Source organism: Nonomuraea sp. NPDC049637, from assembly GCF_040675235.1.
GTDB lineage: Bacteria > Actinomycetota > Actinomycetes > Streptosporangiales > Streptosporangiaceae > Nonomuraea.
In genome coordinates, this window is the sequence record NZ_JBFAOM010000008.1 from 1 (window position 1) to 18,613 (window position 18,613).

Below are 18,613 nucleotides of genomic sequence, written 5' to 3' on the forward strand. Positions count from 1 at the left end.
TATCCGGTATTAGACCCAGTTTCCCGGGCTTATCCCAGAGTCAGGGGCAGGTTGCTCACGTGTTACTCACCCGTTCGCCGCTCGAGTACCCCGAAGGGCCTTTCCGCTCGACTTGCATGTGTTAAGCACGCCGCCAGCGTTCGTCCTGAGCCAGGATCAAACTCTCCAAACAATGCTTGGAAAAGTGGTTGAATCCCAACCAAAAAGGAATCCGTCCATCCGAAGATTTGGACGGGGTTATGCATGTGTTTCATGCACTGGCTTTGAACACACTGTTGAGTTCTCAAGAAACGGACGCGTACTTCCTCACCAGAACCCGTTCCCGGATCCTCGCTCAGAGGCGCTCACATTTCATTTCCTTCAGTCTACCAGATCCGGACGATTCTTGTCAAACCGCCCGATCCGGGAGCTTCCGGACCTGCTCCGTTTCGGAGCAACCCTGCTAACTTACTCTAACTTCCGGCCTTTGTCCAACCGCCAGGTCAGAGAGCCCGAAAGTCGGGGTTGATCAGAAGGGGTGTCGGGGCCGATCGGCCTCGCGTTGAAAACTCTAGCAGCCCTGAGGACGTCGAAGGTCCATCTTCGGTAACGAATGGACCTTCCCCGCGTTCGTATGCTCTAAACCCCGAGCCCGGACAGCTGTGCCTCAAGCCGCGCGATGTCCGCGGCGGCCTGCTCGGCCCGGCCCCGGACCTTGGCGACCACGTCGTCGGGCGCCTTGGACATGAACTGCTCGTTGCCCAGCTTGCCAGCCGCCTGCGCGGCTTCCTTCCGGGCGGCGGCCAGATCCTTCTCCAGGCGCTTGCGCTCGGCGACGACGTCGATGGCGCCCGCGGTGTCGATCTCCACGGTCACCGCGCCCACGCTGAGGCGCGCTGTGGCGTTGAACGTCTCCGCCGGCTCGGTCAGCCGCAGCAACGCGCGGATCGCCCTCTCCTGGGTCTCCAGCGGCGTGCCGGACAACCCCAGACGGGCGGCCACCTTCTGGCCAGGCTTGAGCCCCTGGTCGGAACGGAACCTGCGGACCTCGGTGACGAGCTCCTGCAGGGCGTCGATCTCGGCCTCGGCCGCCGGATCCGCGTAGCGCGCGTCGGTCTGGGGCCAGGGGGCCACGACGATCGACTCGCCACCCGTCACCGCTCGCCACAACTCCTCGGTGACGAACGGCACCAGCGGATGCATCAGCCGCAGCAGCGCGTCGAGCACATGCCCGAGCACGAGCCGGGTGTGTTCGAGCCCCTCCCCAAGCTGGATCTTGGCCAGCTCCAGGTACCAGTCGCAGACCTCGTCCCAGGCGAAGTGGTAGAGCAGGTCGGAGGCCTTGGCGAACTCGTACTCGTCGAAGGCCGCGTCGGCGGCGCTGACCACGGTCTGCAGGCGGGACAGGATCCAGCGGTCGGCGGCGGTGAGGTCGAGCCCGTCGAGCGAGCCCACTGCCGCGCCGTTCATCAGCGCGAACCTGGTGGCGTTCCAGATCTTGTTGCAGAAGTTGCGCGAGCCGGCCGCCCATTCCTCGCTCACCGCCACGTCGGCGCCGGGGTTGGCGCCGCGCAGCAGCGTGAAGCGGGTGGCATCGGCGCCGAAGCGCTCGACCCAGTCGAGCGGGTCGACCACGTTGCCGAACGACTTCGACATCTTCTTGCCGTACTGGTCGCGGACCATGCCGTGCAGGGCCACGGTCTGGAACGGCGGACGGCCGTCCATGGCGTAGAGACCGAACATCATCATCCTGGCCACCCAGAAGAACAGGATGTCGTAGCCGGTGACGAGCACGGAGGTCGGATAGAACTTCTCCAGCTCCGGGGTGGAGTCGGGCCAGCCGAGCGTGGAGAACGGCCACAGTCCGGAGGAGAACCAGGTGTCGAGGACGTCGGAGTCCTGGGTGTAGCCGGCCGGCGGTTCCTCGTCGGGGCCGACGCAGACGACCTCGCCGCCCGGGCCGTACCAGACCGGGATGCGGTGGCCCCACCACAGCTGACGGGAGATGCACCAGTCGTGCATGTCGTCGACCCAGTCGAAGTAGCGCTTGGCCAGCTCCGGCGGGTGGATGCGGGTGCGGCCGTCGCGCACGGCGTCGCCGGCGGCCTTGGCCAGCGGCGAGACGTTGACGAACCACTGCAGCGACAGCCGCGGCTCCACCACGGTCTTGCAGCGCGAGCAGTGGCCGACCGAGTGCAGGTAGGGGCGCTTCTCGGCGACGATGCGGCCCTCGGCGCGCAGCGCGGCGACCACGGCCGGGCGTGCCTCGAAGCGGTCGAGCCCCTGGAAGGGACCGTGGGCGGTGATGACGCCGCGTTCGTCCATGACGGTGAGGGACGGCAGCGAATGGCGGCGGCCGATCTCGAAGTCGTTGGGGTCGTGGGCCGGGGTGACCTTGACCGCACCGGTGCCGAAGGCGGGGTCGACGTGCTCGTCGGCGACCACGGGGATCATGCGGCCGGTCAGCGGCACCTCGACCATCGTGCCGACCAGGTGGGCGTAGCGCTCGTCGGAGGGATGGACGGCCACGGCCGTGTCGCCGAGCATGGTCTCGGCGCGGGTGGTGGCCACGACGATCTCGTCGGAGTAGCGGATCGAGACCAGCTCGCCTTCGTCCTCGCTGTGCTCGACCTCGATGTCGGACAGCGCGGTGAGGCAGCGCGGGCACCAGTTGATGATGCGCTCGGCGCGGTAGATGAGCCCGTCGTCGAAGAGCTTCTTGAAGATGGTCTGGACGGCCCGCGACAGCCCCGGGTCCATGGTGAAGCGCTCGCGCTCCCAGTCGACGCCGTCGCCGAGCTTGCGCATCTGGCCGAGGATCCGGCCGCCGGACTCTTCCTTCCACTCCCAGACGCGCTCGACGAACGCCTCGCGGCCCAGGTCGTGGCGGGACAGGCCCTGCTTGGCCAGCTCGCGCTCAACGACGTTCTGGGTGGCGATGCCGGCGTGGTCCATGCCGGGCAGCCACAACGTCTCGCGGCCCTGCATGCGGGCGCGGCGGGTCAGCGCGTCCTGGATGGAGTGGTCGAGCGCGTGACCGATGTGCAGGACGCCCGTCACGTTGGGCGGCGGGAGGACGATGCTGTACGGCACGCGCGAGCTGCCCGGGTCGGCGTGGAAGTAGCCTTCGGACACCCAGCGCTCGTAGCTACGGGTCTCGACGTCGGCCGGCGTGTATTGGGTGGGCAGCTCTTGCGTGGTCACAAGGACCAATTCTAGGGAGCCGGACAAGCGAAACGCCCCCAGGACGAACCCGGGGGCGTTTTTCGCGGACGGTCAGGCCGACTTCTCGCGCGGCGTGCGCTGCTGCTTGGCGGCGAGCTGGTCGCGCGGGACGAGCGTCGGGATCGCGTGTTCCAGCACCGACTCGCGGGTGATGACCACGCGGGCGACGTCCTGGCGGGAGGGCACCTCGTACATGACGGACTGGAGCACCTCCTCCAGGATCGCGCGCAACCCGCGGGCGCCGGTGCCGCGCAGGATGGCCTGGTCGGCGATGGCCTCCAGGGCGCCGTCGGTGAACTCCAGCTCCACGCCGTCGAGCTCCAGCAGCTTGCGGTACTGCTTGACCAGCGCGTTGCGGGGCTCGGTGAGGATCTGGATGAGAGCCTCGCGGTCGAGGTTGTGGACCGAGGTGATGACCGGCAGGCGGCCGACGAACTCGGGGATCATGCCGAACTTCAGCAGGTCTTCGGGCATCACGTCGCCGAAGATGTCGGCCGTGTCGACCTCTTCCTTCGAGCGGATGATGGCGTTGAAGCCGATGCCCTTCTTGCCGATGCGCGACTCGATGATCTTCTCGAGGCCGGCGAAGGCTCCACCGCAGATGAACAGCACGTTGGTGGTGTCGATCTGGATGAACTCCTGGTGCGGGTGCTTGCGCCCGCCCTGCGGCGGCACCGAGGCCGTCGTGCCTTCGAGGATCTTCAGCAGCGCCTGCTGCACGCCCTCGCCGGAGACGTCGCGGGTGATCGACGGGTTCTCGCTCTTGCGGGCGATCTTGTCGACCTCGTCGATGTAGATGATGCCCGTCTCGGCCTTCTTGACGTCGTAGTCGGCGGCCTGGATGAGCTTGAGCAGGATGTTCTCGACATCCTCGCCGACGTAACCGGCCTCGGTGAGGGCCGTCGCGTCGGCGATGGCGAAGGGCACGTTGAGCATCTTCGCCAGAGTCTGTGCGAGGAGAGTCTTTCCCGACCCGGTCGGCCCGAGCAACAAGATGTTGCTCTTGGCCAGCTCAAGGCCGTCGTCTCTACCCCGGTCGCCGGACTGCACCCGCTTGTAGTGGTTGTAGACCGCCACCGAGAGCGCCTTCTTCGCCTTGTCCTGTCCGATGACGTAGGCGTCGAGGAACTCGTAGATTTCCCTCGGCTTGGGCAGGTTGTCCCACTTGAGCTCGGAGGACTCGGAGAGCTCCTCCTCGATGATCTCGTTGCAGAGATCGATGCACTCATCGCAGATGTAGACGCCTGGACCGGCAATGAGCTTTTTGACTTGCTTCTGACTCTTCCCGCAGAAAGAGCACTTCAGCAGGTCTCCCCCGTCGCCGATGCGTGCCACCCCAGATACTCCTTTGCGTGGGACCGCCCTGCTCACGCGAGCAGTGTCTCCGGACATCCTCCGGACTAGGCCGAACCGCTCAGGTTTCGACGTTACCGTCTTCTGGGCCCTCAGTGAGCCCCCTAGCGGCGAGTCGCACCGGAACGTGCCCTATTGGGCAGCGCTCCGGTGCGTCACATCTCAACTAGGAAGCGACGGCCTGAGCTCGTTTCTTCCTGGTCGGGATGATGTCGTCGATCAGACCATACGCCTTCGCCTCGTCCGCGTTGAGAATTTTGTCGCGTTCGATGTCCTTGCGGATGTCGGCGGAGGCCTTGCCCGTGTGCTTCGCCACGATGTCCTCAAGGAGGGATCGCATGCGAAGGATCTCGCGGGCCTGGATCTCGATGTCGCTTCCCTGGCCACCGCCCTCGGTGGAGGGCTGGTGGATCAGCACCCGGGCGTTGGGCAGCGCGAAGCGCTTGCCCGGGGTGCCGCCGGCCAGCAGCACGGCCGCGGCGGACGCGGCCTGGCCGAGGCAGACGGTCTGGATCTCCGGCCGGACGAACTGCATCGTGTCGTAGATCGCCGTCATGGCCGTGAACGAGCCGCCGGGCGAGTTGATGTAGATGCTGATGTCACGGTCGGGGTCGAGCGACTCCAGCGTCAGCAGCTGGGCCATCACGTCGTTGGCCGACGCGTCGTCGATCTGCACTCCGAGGAAGATGATGCGGTCCTCGAAGAGCTTGTTGTACGGGTTCATCTCCTTCACGCCGTAGGACGTGCGCTCGACGAAGGAGGGGAGAACGTAACGGCTCTGGATGTTCATGTCAGCTCCCCCTAGGAGACCGGGCCCACGGAGGGCACCTGCCGCGCGCTGCGGACCACGTGATCGATGAAGCCGTAGTCCTTCGCCTCCTCGGCCGTGAACCAGCGGTCGCGGTCGGAGTCGGACTCGATCTGGTCCAGCGGCTGCCCGGTGTGGAAGGCGATCCGCTCGGCGAGCGTCTTCTTCACGTAGAGCATCTGCTCCGCCTGGATGGCGATGTCGGCCGCGGTGCCGCCGATGCCGCCGGACGGCTGGTGCATCATGACGCGGGCGTGCGGCAGGCCGTAGCGCTTGCCGCGGGCGCCGGCGGTGAGCAGGAACTGCCCCATGGAGGCGGCCATGCCCATCACCACCGTGGACACGTCGTTAGGCACATATTCCATCATGTCGTAAATCGCCATACCGGCACTCACCGAGCCCCCCGGCGAGTTGATGTACAGCGTGATGTCGCGCTCGGGGTCGTCGGCCGCGAGCAGCAACAGCTCGGCGCAGATCCGGTTGGCGATCTCGTCGTTGACCTCCTGACCGAGCACGATGATGCGCTCACGCAGCAGGCGCTGGTAAAGCTGGTCCTCAAGCCGGAAGGACGAGCCGTTCTCACGGCCTCGCGACTCAGGCTGATAGAAGGTCGGCGGGCTGGTCACAGCGTCACCTTCCGATGCGTCGTAAGTGATTGGCTTTGCTTGTGACCTTAACGCGCGACGCCCACAGGTCATGCCCGGTCCCCCGTACTGTTCGCTGACGGCGCAGGTCTGGGTGGCCGGTCTTCTGCCAGCCTACGCCGTTCCTCCACGTCCAGCTCATGGTCCGGCTCTGTGGGCGTTTCGGCGGGGTCGGTTCCGTGCTGGTGGGGCTCGTGGAGCTTGGGGGATTGCGTACCGGTGGATGCCGCCCGTGGCCGGGGAAGCGGTCGCGCGGACGGTGGCGGTGAGGGGCTGTCGAGCGGTCGGAGGGCGGCCCCCGTGCCTGAGGGGCCGTTCGTGCCCCGCGGGACCGTCAGGTGCCTTCTGGGCGCGTACACGCGCTCGGCCGCGCTCGCGGACGCGCACGGCGCGCCGACGCGGCCCGGAAAACACGAAGCCCCCGGACCCATCGGGTCCGGGGACTTCGGGGAAGATCAGGCTTCGGCCTTCTCCTCGGACTCGGCGGCCTCGTCGGCCTCGTCCTCGACCGGGGCGCCGTTGATCTCGGCGTAGATGGCCTTGAGGTCGACCTCGTTGCCCTCGCTGTCGACGACCTTGGCGGCGTCGCCCAGCACGGACTTGGCCTTGTCACGGACGATCTCGACCATGGCCAGCGTGAGCTGGTCGTTGTCGGCCAGGTGCTTGGCCAGCTCGTTGGGCTGGACGCCCATCTCCATGGCGCGGCGCACCACGAAGTTGGTCAGCTCCTGCTCGTTGACGCCCAGCTCCTCCTGCTTGACGATCTTGTCAAGCACGAAGCCGACCTTGAGCGCCTTGGCGGCGTTGCTGTCGAACTCGGCGAAACGCTCCTCCTCCGTCGTCTGGTAGAGACGGAAGAAGGCGTCGCGGCTGAGGCCGCTCTCGGCGATCTGGTGGTCGAGGTTGTGCTTGCGGGCATCGACCTCGGCCTTGAGCGCGCTCTCGGGCAGCGGGATGTCGATCTTCTCGAGCAGCGCGTCGAGGGCCTTCTCGCGGGCCTGGACGACCTGGTCGATGAGCTTGTTGCGGCGGGCCTGCTCGCGAATGCTGGCCTTGAGCTCGTCGAGCGTGTCGAACTCGCTGGCGAGCTGGGCGAACTCGTCGTCGAGCTCGGGCAGGACCTTCTCCTTGACCGACTTGACGTTGATGATCACGTCGGCCTCCTCGCCGGCGTTCTCGCCGCCGACGAGCTCGGTCTTGAAGCTCTTCTCCTCGCCCGCGGACATGCCCGCGAGGGCGTCGTCGAGGCCCTGGAGCACCGAACCGGCGCCGACCTCGTAGGAGACCTCGCTGGCCTGCTGCTCCTCGATGTTCTCGCCGTTGATCTCGGCGCGCAGGTCCATCACCACGAAGTCGCCGTTGGCGGCCGCGCGCTCGACGCCGGTCAGCGTCGCGAAGCGCTGGCGCAGCGAGTCGAGCTGGGCGTCGACGTCTTCGTCGGAGACCTCGGCGGAGTCGACGGTGACCTCGGCGCCCTGGTAGTCGGGCACCTCGAAGCTGGGCCGGATGTCGACCTCGGCGGTGAACTCGATCTGCTCACCGTCGTCGATCTTCGTGACCTCGATGTCGGGCTGGCTCACCGGGAACACGTCGACCTCGTCGACGGCCTGGCCGTAGAGCTTGGGCACCGCGTCGTTGAGGGTCTCCTCCAGCACTACCGCCCGGCCGAAGCGCTGCTCGATGATGCGGGCCGGAACCTTGCCAGGCCGGAACCCGGGGACGCGCACCTGCTGCGCGACCTTCTTGTACGCCGCATCCATGCTCGGGCGCAGCTCTTCGAACGGCACCTCGACGGTGAGCTTGACCCGGGTCGGGCTGAGCTCCTCGACAGCGGTCTTCACGGAATGGTCTCCTTGATCAAGCTACGAGTGATCGCGGGCGCGTCCATTCGGTACGGCTCACGCGCCGCGCCCACATGAGCGGCGTTGGGCATGCTCCGCCACGGCGGGATCCAACGCCGATGGCCAGTCTAGGGCAGATGCGTACCGAACAACGACGCCGTCGCCGTCAGAACTCCTCGGCGATCGTCCGCAGCAGATCGATCGTCTCATCAGGAGTGGTGCTCACGGCGCACAGTCGCTCCATGACCTCCGTGTATCGGTCCACGTCCTCACGCTTGTCCAGGTACAGCGCGCTGGCCAGTTGCTCGACGTAGACGACGTCGGGCAGGTCGCGGTCGGGGAAGCGCAGGATGCTGAAGGCGCCGCCCTCGGCGCTGTGGCCGCCGAAGCTGAACGGCATGATCTGGATGGTGATGCTGGGCTGCCGCATGAGGTCGATGAGGTGTTCGAGCTGGGCGCGCATCACCTCGACGCCGCCGATGGGCCGGCGCAGCGCCGCCTCGTCGATCACGGCCCAGAAGACGGGGCCGTCCGGCCGGTCGAAGATGCGCTGGCGTTCGAGCCTGAGGTCGACCCTCCTGGCGATCTCCTCCGCCGCGATGCCCGCCGCTCCGGCGGTGACGACCGCCCGGGCGTACTCCTTGGTCTGGAGCAGTCCCGGGACGAACTGGACCTCGTAGGTCCTGATCCGGGCGGCGGCCTCCTCAAGGCCGACGTACGCCTGGAACCACGTGGGCAGGACGTCGTTGAACCGGTGCCACCAGCCGGGTTCGTTCGCGGTGGCCACCAGGTCGAGGACGGCGGCTCGCGCCTGCGGGTCCACGACGCCGTACAGGGTGAGCAGGTCGGCGACGTCACGTTCCTTGAACCCCACCCGGCCCAGCTCCATGCGGCTGATCTTGGATTCGGAGCCCCTGATGAGGTGCCCCGCCTCCTCGCGGGTGACGTTCTTCGCCTCCCTGAGCTTTCGCAGCTGGGAGCCCAGGAGGATGCGCAGCGCCGTCGGCCCGGAACCCGGCTGGTTCTGCGTCACTTTGCCTCCTATCAAGGTCCGCACACACAGTGACACCACATTGCCGGGTATGACAAGGTCTCAACCTCGTGTCCGATTAGGAGAGATTTGCCCCAAAAGGCGCATGCTGTTGCACATTGCAGCTGCACGTGCATTTGGGTCTTGCAGCCGCAGCGTTCGTGACCCATGATGGCTTAGTGCATTGTGGGCCAAACATGCACTAAACCGAGGGCTACGGGGAGGTATCGGCGGCATGGTGGAGGATCCTCTGGCCACTGCCGATTGCCTGCAGATCACCCGTGAGGTGGGGTTCGACCACCTGCTCAAGGGCGGGAAGCCGAACACGACCGCGTGCCCCCTGCCCTTCCAGGCCGACTCGGTGAAGACCGCCAGGGACGTGACCCGCTCCACGCTGCGGGGATGGGGCCTGCACGAGCTGAGCGACGACGCCGCGCTCGTGGTGTCCGAGCTGGTGACCAACGCCGTCAGATACGCCATGTACGCGGCCGGCCGCCGGGAGATCGAGCTCTTGCTGATGCGCGTGTCGCCGCACGTGCTGCTGGCGGTGGCGGACCCGAGCGACGAGGTGCCGCGCCGCAAGGAGCCGGACTTCATCTCCGAGAACGGGCGCGGCCTCTACATCGTCGAGACCTACAGCCAGTGCTGGGGCTGGGACCCGCTCGACCGCGGCGGCAAGGCCGTGTGGGCGTTGTTCCGCGCCGAGGAGAGCCCCGAAGAGGGCTGACCCCTCGCCCCTCTCGGCTTGGCCGCCACTCTGACCCTTCGGCCTGGCCGCCACTCTGACCCTTCGGCCTGGCCGCCACTCTGACCCTTCGGCCTGGCCGCCACTCTGACCCTTCGGCCTGGCCGCCACTCTGACCCTTCGGCCTGGCCGCCACTCTGGCCCCTCGGGCTGGCCGCTACTCGCCTGTGGCGCCGTCGATGCGCTCGCGCAGCAGGTCGGCGTGGCCGTTGTGGCGCGCGTACTCCTCGATCATGTGGACGAGGATCCAGCGGTGGGTGCAGTCCTGGCCGTTCCGGTCGGCCACGGCGTCGAGGGGTTTGGCGGCCGAGATGGCGCGGGCGCGCTCGATCTCGTCCTGCCAGGTGGCGAACGCCTCCTCCACCGAGGCGTCGTCCACGTCGTTGAAGTCGGCGTCGTTGTCGACGTCCTTGTTCCACAGGCGGGGGATGTCCTCGCCGTTCAGCACGCGGCGGAACCAGACGCGCTCCACGTGCGCCAGGTGCCGGACCAGACCGAGCAGCGACATGCTGGACGGCTCGGCGGAGCGGAGCCTCAGCTGCTCGTCGGTGAGGCCGGCGCATTTGACGGCCAACGTGCCGCGATGCCATTCGAGCCAGTTGCCGAGCACGGTGCGTTCGTCGCCGGTGAGGGGTGGGGGCACACGGTTGTCTGTCACGCCTCGACCTTAATGGGCACTTCGTCCGGGGCCGCGAACCAAGAAGCCCCCTCCGCGCCGGAGGGGGCCGATGACCTGGTCGGGGCGACAGGATGCGAACAGCAGGTCAGCTCACTGGTGGCAGGGCGATCTCGGCGACCCATAAAATCACCCGCATCGGTCGTCCCGGCTGGGGCTCCGCGTGCAGTGCGTGCCACTCCGAATCGTTGAGCAGGCAGGAGCTTCGAGCATGGCAGAAGACGTACCCGCTTCCGCTGCAAGGCCGTCTCAGGCAGACACGATGCTCGGGCCTGCCGAGTACATTGAGCAGCGCCTGGAGCAGTACAGAGGCTGGTACGACGGCAAGGCGGTCAAGACCAAGGCTCTCCACCTCCGCCTCAGAACCTTGGCTGTGGTTGGAGCAGCGGTTGTCCCTGTGCTCGTGAACATCAAGCTGCCCTATGTCGAGATCGCTACGACGCTCATCAGCCTGATGGTCGTGATCTTGGTATCGCTGGAGAGCGTGTACCACTACAGAGAGCAGTGGAAGAACTATCGGTCCACCGAGCAGGCGCTCGGCCAGGAACTGTTTCACTACAAGACCCGGACGGGTGTGTTCGAGGGCCTCGAGGACGAAGCCGCCTTCAAGGTGCTGGTCGAGCGCGTGGAGAACGCCATCGCCTCCGAGAACGCGTCCACCCTCAGCACCATGACTTTGGCCAGCCAGTCCTCCCACCAATCCCTGCAATGAGCCGCAGCACGCCCCTGATGATGGCTTGGGCTCCACGATGCCCTGCGACCGGAGCACTCCCGCTGCCTGGCGGACGGTCGGCAGGCTGACCTTGAAGCGCCCTGCCGGAGCCGCTTCCGCGGGGAGTCGTTCGCCGGGTTCGTAGCGGCCTTCCGGTTCCGCCTCGGCCGAGGCCGGCTACCGCAGGCAGATCCGCCCGATTTTCAAGGCCGGTGCCATCGCCATGGACCGCATCTTCGCGAGAGGCGAGGAGACATGATCTCCGGCTCAGTCACTCAGAAGGCCCCACCCGGATCGAATGGGGCCTTCTGGCTGGTCGGGGCGACAGGATTTGAACCTGCGACTTCTTGCTCCCAAAGCAAGCGCGCTGCCAAGCTGCGCCACGCCCCGCCTCGCCGGGTGCGCATGCGGTCCGTGACTCCGGTACGCTTACGCCCTGACGACCGGATGAAGTCTAGACCAGAGTTCGACCGGTTCGCGCGGACGTAGCTCAATGGTAGAGCCCTAGTCTTCCAAACTAGCTACGCGGGTTCGATTCCCGTCGTCCGCTCCAGGCACGAAGGCCCAGGTCCGGGAGATGATCCCGAGCCTGGGCCTTACTGTTATGCGATCTTGTCCGTCCGAGCTGACGAGACTCGCGCTTCCCCTGGATCACCGCGTCGGCCTTCGTCCGGCACAGACCCGCTGTGGTCGATGCGGTCCTCAAGGGGCCGGGAGCCCGGCCGCTTGTGATCTTCGGGGGCGTAGGCTGGCGTCGATGCGTGCACGTCCGATCTCGCGGGAGGCGCTCGTCGAGGAGCTGGCCGAGCTCGTCGCCGCGCGGCCCAGGGACGCCTGGGTGCGGGTGGCGGTCGACGGGGCGCCCGCGGCGGGGCCTGGCGCGCTGGCCGACGAGCTGGTGGCGCCGCTGCGGTTGCGCGGCCGGCCCGTGTTGCGGGTGTCGGCGGGCGATTTCCTGCGGCCGGCCTCGCTGCGGCTGGAACACGGCCGGACCGATCCCGACGTCTTCTACGAGGACTGGCTCGACGTCAAGGGCCTGCTGCGCGAGGTGCTCGAACCCTTGGAGCCGGGCGGCTCGGGGCGGGTGCTGCCGGCGTTGTGGGACAGCGGGATCGATCGCGCGTACCGGCTGCCGTACCGGGAGCTGGCGCCGGGCGGGGTGGTGCTCGTGGACGGGACGCTGCTGCTGGGGCGGGGGCTGCCGTTCGAGGTGAGCGTGCACGTGTGGCTGTCGGCGGGGGCGCTGGCGCGGCGCACGCCGCCGGACGAGCGGTGGCGACTGCCGGCCTACGAGCGGTACGAACGCGAGGCCCGCCCGCAGCGGGCCGCCGACGTGGTGGTCAGGGCCGATCATCCGGACCGGCCGGCGGTGCTGACGGACGGCTGAGCCCGAGCAGCGCGTCCAGCTCGGCGACGGCCTGGGCGTTCGAGGTGAAGCGCACGGCGTGCAGGCCGGCCACGCGGGCGCCCTCGACGTACGGCTCGTGGTCGTCGAGGAACACCGTGGCGGCGGGGTCGGCGCCGAGGGCGTCGCAGGCCGTCCGGTAGATGCGCGGGTCCGGTTTGCGCACGCCCGCCTCGTGCGAGTAGACGATGTGGTCCACCAGGCCGGCGTATCCGTACGCGGCCTGCTCGCGTTCCCTGGCGCCGACGTAGCTGTTGCTCACCAGGCCCGTGCGGTAGCGCGGACGCAGGGCGCCCAGGTACGCCATGAGCTCGGCGTTGGGGGTGCCGAGGTACTCCGTCCAGACGTCGGCCATGAACGCCCCCGCGTGCGCGCCGAGCACCTTGGCCACCTCGGCATCGGCCTGCTCCTCCGTGATCTCGCCGACCATCCCGGCCAGCCAGGTCGGCTCCAGCTGCGCGTCGATGTGCCCGGCGGCCAGGCCGAGCCGCTCCTCCCATCTGGCCGTCACGCCCAGGGACGGCGTCAGCTCCAGCACTCCGCCGATGTCGAACACGACCGCATCGATTTTCATACGCTCCTCCTGTGAACTGTTTCAACCAAGGTAAAGAAGGAACGTGTCCGTGTCCATACCCTTGACGGCTCACAGAGGCGGCTCAAACTGAAACGGTGATCCCTGGCAACTGGTACAACATCGTTCCCGATCTTCCCGTGCCGCCTCCGCCGCCCCTGCACCCCGGCACCCGCCGTCCTGTCGGGCCGGACGACCTCGCGCCGCTGTTCCCCATGGAGCTCATCGCGCAGGAGGTCAGCGGCGACCGCTACGTGCCCATCCCCAAGGAGGTCATCGACGTCTACCGGCTGTGGCGGCCCACGCCGCTGATCAGGGCGCACCGGCTGGAGAAGGCCCTCGACACGCCGGCCCGCATCTACTACAAGTACGAGGGCGTCTCACCGGCCGGGTCGCACAAGGCGAACACCGCCGTGCCGCAGGCGTACTACAACGCCAAGGAAGGCGTGCGGCTGCTGACCACGGAGACCGGCGCGGGACAGTGGGGGTCGGCCCTGGCGTTCGCCTGCGCCCAGTTCGACGTCGAATGCCGGATCTGGATGGTTCGGGCGTCCTACGACCAGAAGCCGTACCGGCGCTCGCTCATGCGCGTGTACGGCGCCACCGTCAACCCCAGCCCCTCACCCCTCACCGGCGCGGGCAGCAAGGCGCTGGCCGACGACCCCGCCTCCCCCGGCAGCCTGGGCCTGGCGATCAGCGAGGCGGTCGAGGTGGCCGCCGCGACCCCCGAGGCCCGGTACGCGCTCGGCTCGGTGCTGAACCACGTCCTGATGCACCAGACGGTGATCGGCGAGGAGGCCCTGGCGCAGCTGCCGGAGCTGCCGGACCTGGTCATCGGCTGCACCGGCGGCGGCTCCAACTTCGCCGGTCTCGCCTTCCCCTTCCTGCGGGAGAAGCTGGCCGGACGGATCGGCACCCGGTTCAGGGCCGTCGAGCCGGCCGCCTGCCCGTCGTTCACCCGCGGCGTGTACGCCTACGACTTCGGCGACACCGCCGGGCTGACGCCGCTGCTGAAGATGCACACCCTCGGGCACTCCTTCGTCCCCGACCCGATCCACGCCGGCGGGCTGCGCTATCACGGCATGGCGCCGCTGCTGTCCCACATGTACGAGCTGGGCCTGTTCGAGGCGGTGACCCGTACCCAGAGCGAGTGTTTCGAGGCGGGTGTGCGCTTCGCACGGACCGAGGGCATCGTCCCGGCCCCCGAGCCCACGCACGCGCTGGCCGAGACCATCGCCGAAGCGCTGCGCTGCAAGGAGAGCGGCGAGGAGAAGGTGATCCTCACCGCGCTGTGCGGGCACGGCCACTTCGACCTGGCCGCCTACGACCGCCACCTGGCCGGCGAACTGGAGGACTACTCGCTTCCGCAGGAGCGCCTCGACCAGGCGCTCACCGAACTGCCCGGCTGAAGACGACACGGGTGGCCGCGAGAGCGCGGCCACCCGTGTTCAGTTCGCGTTCGGGCGCTTCCTGTGGTTCGCCTTCTTCTTCTTGCGCGCCCTGCCCTTGCGTGCACGTTTCGCCATGGGCTCACCTCCAGCGGTCGGGATCGTGACCCTCAAGGTCTCCCCTGCCCGCGGCTCGCACAAGCGATACGCCGTGACCTAACATTCCTCAACAAACTCGTGTCATAATTTGGTGGAATCTGTTGGAAGGGGTGGGCGTGCTCGCACAGCAGCGTCAGCAGACGATCCTGGAACGCGTACGCAGCAGCGGCGGCGTCCGGGTGGCCGACCTCGTGCGCGAGCTCGGCGTCTCCGACATGACGATACGCCGCGACCTTGAGGTGCTGGCCGAGCGCGGGCTGCTGGAGAAGGTTCATGGTGGCGCGACGGCCCTCGGCCCTGGCTCGACCGAGGAGCCGGGCTTCACCGCCAAGTCCGCCCGCCAGCAGCAGGAGAAGGAGGCCATCGCGCGGCACGCGGCCACTCTCGTCCGGCCGGGCACCGCCGTGGCGCTCTCCGCCGGCACCACCATATGGGCGCTGGCCCACCATCTGGTCGCGGTGCCCGAGCTGACCGTGATCACCAATTCGATCCCCGTCGCCGAGGTCTTCCACCGCAACCCGCGCGCCGACCGCACGGTCGTGCTGACCGGCGGCGTGCGCACCCCCTCCGACGCGCTCGTCGGCCCCGTGGCGGTGGCGGCCATCCGCCGCCTGCACGTGGACACGCTCTTCCTCGGGGTGCACGGCATGAGCCTGCGCGCCGGGTTCACCACGCCCAACCTGCTGGAGTCCGAGACCGACAGGGAGCTGGTGGCCGCGGCGCACCGGCTGGTGGTCCCCGCCGACCACACCAAGTGGAACACGGTCGGCATCAGCACGATCGCCGAGCTGACCGAGGCCGACGTGGTCATCAGCGACGCGGGGCTGCCCGAGGAAGCACGCACCGAACTGGCCGAACGGGCCGGAGAACTGATCATCGCGGAGGGCACGCCTTGAAGCGCACCATCACCCACCTGGCAGACGGCCGAGAGCTGATCTACTTCGACCGGCGCGACGACGCCGACCGGAGCGCGATCGACCGGCGGCCGCTCGACCCGCGGCCGGTGGCCTCCGAGCTGCGCTACGACCCGCTGACCGAGGAGTGGATCGCGATCGCCGGCCATCGGCAGACGCGCACGTTCCTGCCGCCGGCCGACGAGTGCCCGTTGTGCCCGTCGTCCGACACGCGGGCGTCGGAGATCCCGGCCCACGACTATGACGTGGTGGTGTTCGAGAACCGCTTTCCCTCTTTCTCCGGAAATTTTGGGACTTACGGGGATGTCGGCGGCCTGAGTGAGGTGCGGCCGGGTGTCGGGCGGTGTGAGGTGGTCTGCTTCACCTCCGACCACTCCTCCTCCTTCTCCAGGCTCTCCAACGCCCAGGTCAGGCTGGTGATGGAGGCGTGGGCCGACCGCACGGCCGAGCTGTCCGGCATCGAGGGCGTCGAGCAGGTGTTCTGCTTCGAGAACAGGGGTGAGGAGATCGGCATCACGCTCCCCCACCCGCACGGGCAGATCTACGCCTACCCCTACGTGACCCCGCGCACCAAGCTCCAGCTCGGGGCCGCCTCGCGGCACACGGGCGGCAACCTGTTCGCCGACGTGCTGGCCGCCGAGCGGGCCGCCGGCACGCGGGTGGTGGCCGCCAACGAGCTCTGGACGGCGTTCGTCCCGGCCGCCGCGCGCTGGCCGTTCGAGGTGCACGTGTATCCGCACCGGCAGGTGCCCGACCTGGCGGCGCTGTCGGAGGAGGAGCGGGCCGCGTTCGCGCCGCTGTACACCTCGGTGCTGCGGGCGCTCGACGCGCTGTTCGGGGTGTCGATGCCGTACATCTCCGCCTGGCACCAGGCGCCGGTGCGGTACGGCCGCGAGCTGGCCTACCTGCACCTGGAGCTGTTCAGCATCAGGCGGGCGCCCGGGAAGCTGAAGTACCTGGCGGGCTCGGAGTCGGCCATGGGTGCCTTCGTCAACGACGTGCTGCCGGAGGAGGCGGCACGCATGTTGCGATCACGAATTGATCACTAATTGGTTTCTCATTAAAGTCGCATGACTCGTGATCTACCACTAATATCCCGTTAGACACCGGCCATAACGGTCGTTGTACGCCTAATCCCGGGCGTGTTGCCCGGGAGCCGGGGACCCATCGCATCCGGGGTGAATCCGCGCAAGTGGTAGGGAATGCTCCCGTGCCCGAACCCGTCAGCTAACCCGGCCGGCAGAGGGAGAGGAACAACCACGTGGCGGCTTCGTCCCCCGCGAGTCTTGCCGTCGGTCTCATCACCGCCACCGCCCTGCTCGTCCAGCCGGCCGCCGCCTCAGTCTCGGCGTCAGCCGCGCCCAAGCCGTCGGAGGCGCAGCTGCGGGCCCAGCTCAAGCAGCTCAACCGCAAGGTCGACAAGCTGATCGAGACGTACAACCTCAAGCGGGTCGAGCTGGCCAAGGCCCAGCAGGCCGCCACCGCGGCCCAGCAGCGGCTCACCGCCGCCGAGCAGGCGGTCGCCACGGCCGAGCAGCGGGTCGCCGAGATCGCCCGGCTGCGCTACCAGAGCCGCGACGCCTCCCTGCCGGGCTTCATGCTGACCCCGGACGGCGGCGGCGCGGCCGTGCTCGAACAGCTCACCGCCGAGCAGCAGGCGGTCGTGGACAGCGTGGCCAAGGCCCGCGACGACCAGAAGAAGGCCGCCACGGCCGCCGCCGCGCTCGCGACGCAGCTGAAGGCGGGCACGGCGGAGGTGGCCGAGCAGCGCGACGACGCCCAGGACGTCATCGACGACATCAAGAAGAAGCTCCAGGACCTCGTGCCGTTCGGGCCGGGCAAGAAGTCCGACGGGAGCTGGGCGCCCGAGCTGCCGGCCGGCTCGGACAACATCACGCCGCGCACCCGGCTGATGCGCGCGCAGGTGCAGAAGAACTTCTCGCTGCCGTACGAGGTGGGCTGCTTCCGGGCCGGCTCCAGCGGCGAGCACCCGCTCGGCCGGGCCTGCGACTTCATGATGAGCACTGGCGGCACCATGCCGAGCGCCGTCAACAACGCGCTCGGCGACCGGCTGGCCGACTGGGCCCTGAAGAACAAGGCCAAGCTGGGCGTCAAGTACGTGATCTGGAAGCAGCGCATCAACCAGGGCTCGGGCTGGCGCTCGATGTCCGACCGCGGCAGCATCACCGAGAACCACTACGACCACGTGCACATCTCGATGAACTAGCCGCGGGGCCGGCGGCTCAGCGGATGCCGGTCAGCTTGTCGGGGTTGGTGACGGAGTAGACGGCGGCGATCCGGTCGCCCTCGGGCGTGAGATCGACGACGACCACGGCCAGCGGGCCGTCACCGGAGAAGACCAGCGCGCACGGATCCCCGGCCACCCGCCGGTAGCGCAGGTCCACCGCGCCGGGGGTCAGCGTCGCGGCCACGGACATGAAGATCGCGGCCACCTCGTCCCGGCCGTGGACCGGGTGCAGGCTGGTGGCGGGCCCCTTGCCGCCGCCGTCGGTCCACAGGGTCACCTCCGGCGCCAGCACCTCCAGCAAAGCCCGCAGGTCACCGCCGAGGGCCGCCGCGGCGAACCGCTCGGTCACCTCGGCGTGCACGCCGGGCTCGGTCCGGTGACGCGGACGGCGGGCATGAACGTGGCGACGGGCGCGGGCCGCGAGCTGCCGGACGGCCGCCGGCGTGCGCCCGAGGATGTCGGCCGTCTCCGGATGGCTGAACCCGAACACCTCGTGCAGCACGAAGACGGCTCGTTCCAGCGGTGACAGCGTCTCCAGCACGACCAGCACCGCCATCGACAACGACTCCCCGCTCCCGGCGGCGCCCCCGGCGTTGTCCGGGGCCGTGACCAGCGGTTCCGGCAGCCACGGGCCGACGTAGGTCTCCTGCCGGCGGCTCAGGTCCGCCCGCCGGGCGAGCGCCTGGTTCACCGCGATCCGCACCAGGTAGGCCCGGACGTTCTCCACCGGTCCGGCGTCCGGCCTGCGGTGCCGGGCGGACCAGGCCAGCCACGCCTCCTGCAGCACGTCCTCGGTGTCGGCGACGCTGCCGAGCATGTTGTAGACCACGGAGAACAGCAGTTCCCGGTAGCCGAGGAACTGCTCGGTGGCGGCGTCGGCGGGCTGCCGCGGGGTCGGTGTCATGGCGGGCCTCC

The 18,613-nt window shown here is 68.4% G+C and carries 15 protein-coding genes, 2 tRNA genes, 1 rRNA gene, 2 pseudogenes and 1 riboswitch; of the genes and pseudogenes, 8 read left to right on the forward strand and 12 right to left on the reverse strand.

Annotated elements, in window-relative coordinates:
* The 7 genes from AB0J71_RS13350 to AB0J71_RS13380 all read right to left on the reverse strand — a co-directional run.
* Positions 1 to 172: ribosomal RNA gene (locus AB0J71_RS13350) — 16S ribosomal RNA — on the reverse strand; the annotation flags it as partial.
* Between the two features lie 446 nt (positions 173 to 618).
* Entirely contained in the window at positions 619 to 3,183 is a 2,565-nt protein-coding gene (locus tag AB0J71_RS13355; protein ID WP_352323603.1) for a valine--tRNA ligase, read from the reverse strand.
* Positions 3,184 to 3,255: 72 nt separating this feature from the next.
* Positions 3,256 to 4,539 carry an ATP-dependent Clp protease ATP-binding subunit ClpX gene (gene clpX, locus AB0J71_RS13360; protein ID WP_185067261.1) on the reverse strand — a complete coding sequence of 428 codons (1,284 nt, stop codon included), beginning with the start codon at positions 4,537 to 4,539 and terminating at the stop codon, positions 3,256 to 3,258.
* A 184-nt stretch (positions 4,540 to 4,723) separates the two neighbouring features.
* On the reverse strand, positions 4,724 to 5,347 hold the full coding sequence (locus AB0J71_RS13365) for an ATP-dependent Clp protease proteolytic subunit (RefSeq protein WP_352323604.1): 624 nt from the start codon (positions 5,345 to 5,347) through the stop codon (positions 4,724 to 4,726).
* Between the two features lie 11 nt (positions 5,348 to 5,358).
* On the reverse strand, positions 5,359 to 5,991 hold the full coding sequence (locus AB0J71_RS13370) for an ATP-dependent Clp protease proteolytic subunit (RefSeq protein WP_352323605.1): 633 nt from the start codon (positions 5,989 to 5,991) through the stop codon (positions 5,359 to 5,361).
* A 473-nt stretch (positions 5,992 to 6,464) separates the two neighbouring features.
* Positions 6,465 to 7,850 (reverse strand): trigger factor, encoded by a 1,386-nt coding sequence (gene tig, locus AB0J71_RS13375; RefSeq protein ID WP_352323606.1) that lies wholly within the window; start codon positions 7,848 to 7,850, stop codon positions 6,465 to 6,467.
* A gap of 166 nt (positions 7,851 to 8,016) precedes the next feature.
* Positions 8,017 to 8,883, reverse strand: a complete 867-nt coding sequence (locus tag AB0J71_RS13380) for a helix-turn-helix transcriptional regulator (RefSeq protein WP_352323607.1) — start codon at positions 8,881 to 8,883, stop codon at positions 8,017 to 8,019.
* A 232-nt stretch (positions 8,884 to 9,115) separates the two neighbouring features.
* On the opposite strand from AB0J71_RS13380, the gene AB0J71_RS13385 reads away from it, so the two are divergent.
* Positions 9,116 to 9,607, forward strand: coding sequence for an ATP-binding protein (locus tag AB0J71_RS13385; RefSeq protein WP_352323608.1), 492 nt, complete (start codon positions 9,116 to 9,118; stop codon positions 9,605 to 9,607).
* Positions 9,608 to 9,782: 175 nt separating this feature from the next.
* Here the strand turns inward: AB0J71_RS13385 and AB0J71_RS13390 are convergent, their stop codons facing one another.
* Positions 9,783 to 10,283 (reverse strand): DinB family protein, encoded by a 501-nt coding sequence (locus tag AB0J71_RS13390; RefSeq protein ID WP_352323609.1) that lies wholly within the window; start codon positions 10,281 to 10,283, stop codon positions 9,783 to 9,785.
* A 229-nt stretch (positions 10,284 to 10,512) separates the two neighbouring features.
* Between AB0J71_RS13390 and AB0J71_RS13395 the strand changes: the two genes are divergently transcribed.
* Positions 10,513 to 11,013: a DUF4231 domain-containing protein gene (locus AB0J71_RS13395; protein WP_364414239.1), complete on the forward strand. Its 501-nt coding sequence runs from the start codon at positions 10,513 to 10,515 to the stop codon at positions 11,011 to 11,013.
* A gap of 21 nt (positions 11,014 to 11,034) precedes the next feature.
* On the opposite strand, the pseudogene AB0J71_RS13400 reads toward AB0J71_RS13395, so the two are convergent.
* Positions 11,035 to 11,154: pseudogene (locus tag AB0J71_RS13400) on the reverse strand (GntR family transcriptional regulator); the annotation flags it as partial.
* 172 nt (positions 11,155 to 11,326) lie between these two features.
* Positions 11,327 to 11,403 (reverse strand) — tRNA-Pro (locus AB0J71_RS13405).
* Positions 11,404 to 11,492: 89 nt separating this feature from the next.
* On the opposite strand from AB0J71_RS13405, the gene AB0J71_RS13410 reads away from it, so the two are divergent.
* Positions 11,493 to 11,566: transfer RNA gene (locus AB0J71_RS13410), tRNA-Gly, on the forward strand.
* Positions 11,567 to 11,770: 204 nt separating this feature from the next.
* Positions 11,771 to 12,400, forward strand: coding sequence for a uridine kinase (locus AB0J71_RS13415; protein ID WP_364414241.1), 630 nt, complete (start codon positions 11,771 to 11,773; stop codon positions 12,398 to 12,400).
* Here the strand turns inward: AB0J71_RS13415 and AB0J71_RS13420 are convergent.
* Positions 12,354 to 12,992, reverse strand: coding sequence for an HAD family phosphatase (locus tag AB0J71_RS13420; protein WP_364414243.1), 639 nt, complete (start codon positions 12,990 to 12,992; stop codon positions 12,354 to 12,356). The two genes, AB0J71_RS13415 and AB0J71_RS13420, sit on opposite strands and share 47 nt — an antisense overlap.
* Before the next feature lie 89 nt (positions 12,993 to 13,081).
* On the opposite strand from AB0J71_RS13420, the pseudogene AB0J71_RS13425 reads away from it, so the two are divergent.
* The 4 genes and pseudogenes from AB0J71_RS13425 to AB0J71_RS13440 all read left to right on the forward strand — a co-directional run.
* A pseudogene (locus AB0J71_RS13425) lies at positions 13,082 to 14,398 on the forward strand (TrpB-like pyridoxal phosphate-dependent enzyme); the annotation flags it as partial.
* 254 nt (positions 14,399 to 14,652) lie between these two features.
* Complete coding sequence (locus AB0J71_RS13430) at positions 14,653 to 15,432, forward strand: DeoR/GlpR family DNA-binding transcription regulator (RefSeq protein ID WP_352323613.1); 780 nt, start codon at positions 14,653 to 14,655, stop codon at positions 15,430 to 15,432.
* Positions 15,429 to 16,499, forward strand: coding sequence for a galactose-1-phosphate uridylyltransferase (galT, locus tag AB0J71_RS13435; protein ID WP_364414245.1), 1,071 nt, complete (start codon positions 15,429 to 15,431; stop codon positions 16,497 to 16,499). The genes AB0J71_RS13430 and galT overlap by 4 nt, the downstream gene beginning before the upstream one ends.
* 68 nt (positions 16,500 to 16,567) lie before the next feature.
* Positions 16,568 to 16,706: riboswitch (cyclic di-AMP (ydaO/yuaA leader) on the forward strand.
* A gap of 5 nt (positions 16,707 to 16,711) precedes the next feature.
* Positions 16,712 to 17,677 (forward strand): hypothetical protein, encoded by a 966-nt coding sequence (locus AB0J71_RS13440; RefSeq protein WP_352323615.1) that lies wholly within the window; start codon positions 16,712 to 16,714, stop codon positions 17,675 to 17,677.
* A 16-nt stretch (positions 17,678 to 17,693) separates the two neighbouring features.
* On the opposite strand, the gene sigJ is transcribed toward AB0J71_RS13440, so the two are convergent.
* Positions 17,694 to 18,602, reverse strand: a complete 909-nt coding sequence (gene sigJ / locus AB0J71_RS13445; RefSeq protein WP_352323616.1) for an RNA polymerase sigma factor SigJ — start codon at positions 18,600 to 18,602, stop codon at positions 17,694 to 17,696.
* Positions 18,603 to 18,613: the final 11 nt, after the last annotated feature.

Excerpts from the sequence above, each read along its gene's own strand:
- sigJ (WP_352323616.1), bottom strand. The coding sequence starts at position 18,602 with ATGACACCGACCCCGCGGCAGCCCGCCGACGCCGCCACCGAGCAGTTC.
- AB0J71_RS13385 (WP_352323608.1), top strand. The coding sequence starts at position 9,116 with ATGGTGGAGGATCCTCTGGCCACTGCCGATTGCCTGCAGATCACCCGT.
- AB0J71_RS13395 (WP_364414239.1), top strand. The coding sequence starts at position 10,513 with ATGGCAGAAGACGTACCCGCTTCCGCTGCAAGGCCGTCTCAGGCAGAC.
- AB0J71_RS13365 (WP_352323604.1), bottom strand. The coding sequence starts at position 5,347 with ATGAACATCCAGAGCCGTTACGTTCTCCCCTCCTTCGTCGAGCGCACG.
- AB0J71_RS13415 (WP_364414241.1), top strand. The coding sequence starts at position 11,771 with ATGCGTGCACGTCCGATCTCGCGGGAGGCGCTCGTCGAGGAGCTGGCC.
- AB0J71_RS13420 (WP_364414243.1), bottom strand. The coding sequence starts at position 12,992 with ATGAAAATCGATGCGGTCGTGTTCGACATCGGCGGAGTGCTGGAGCTG.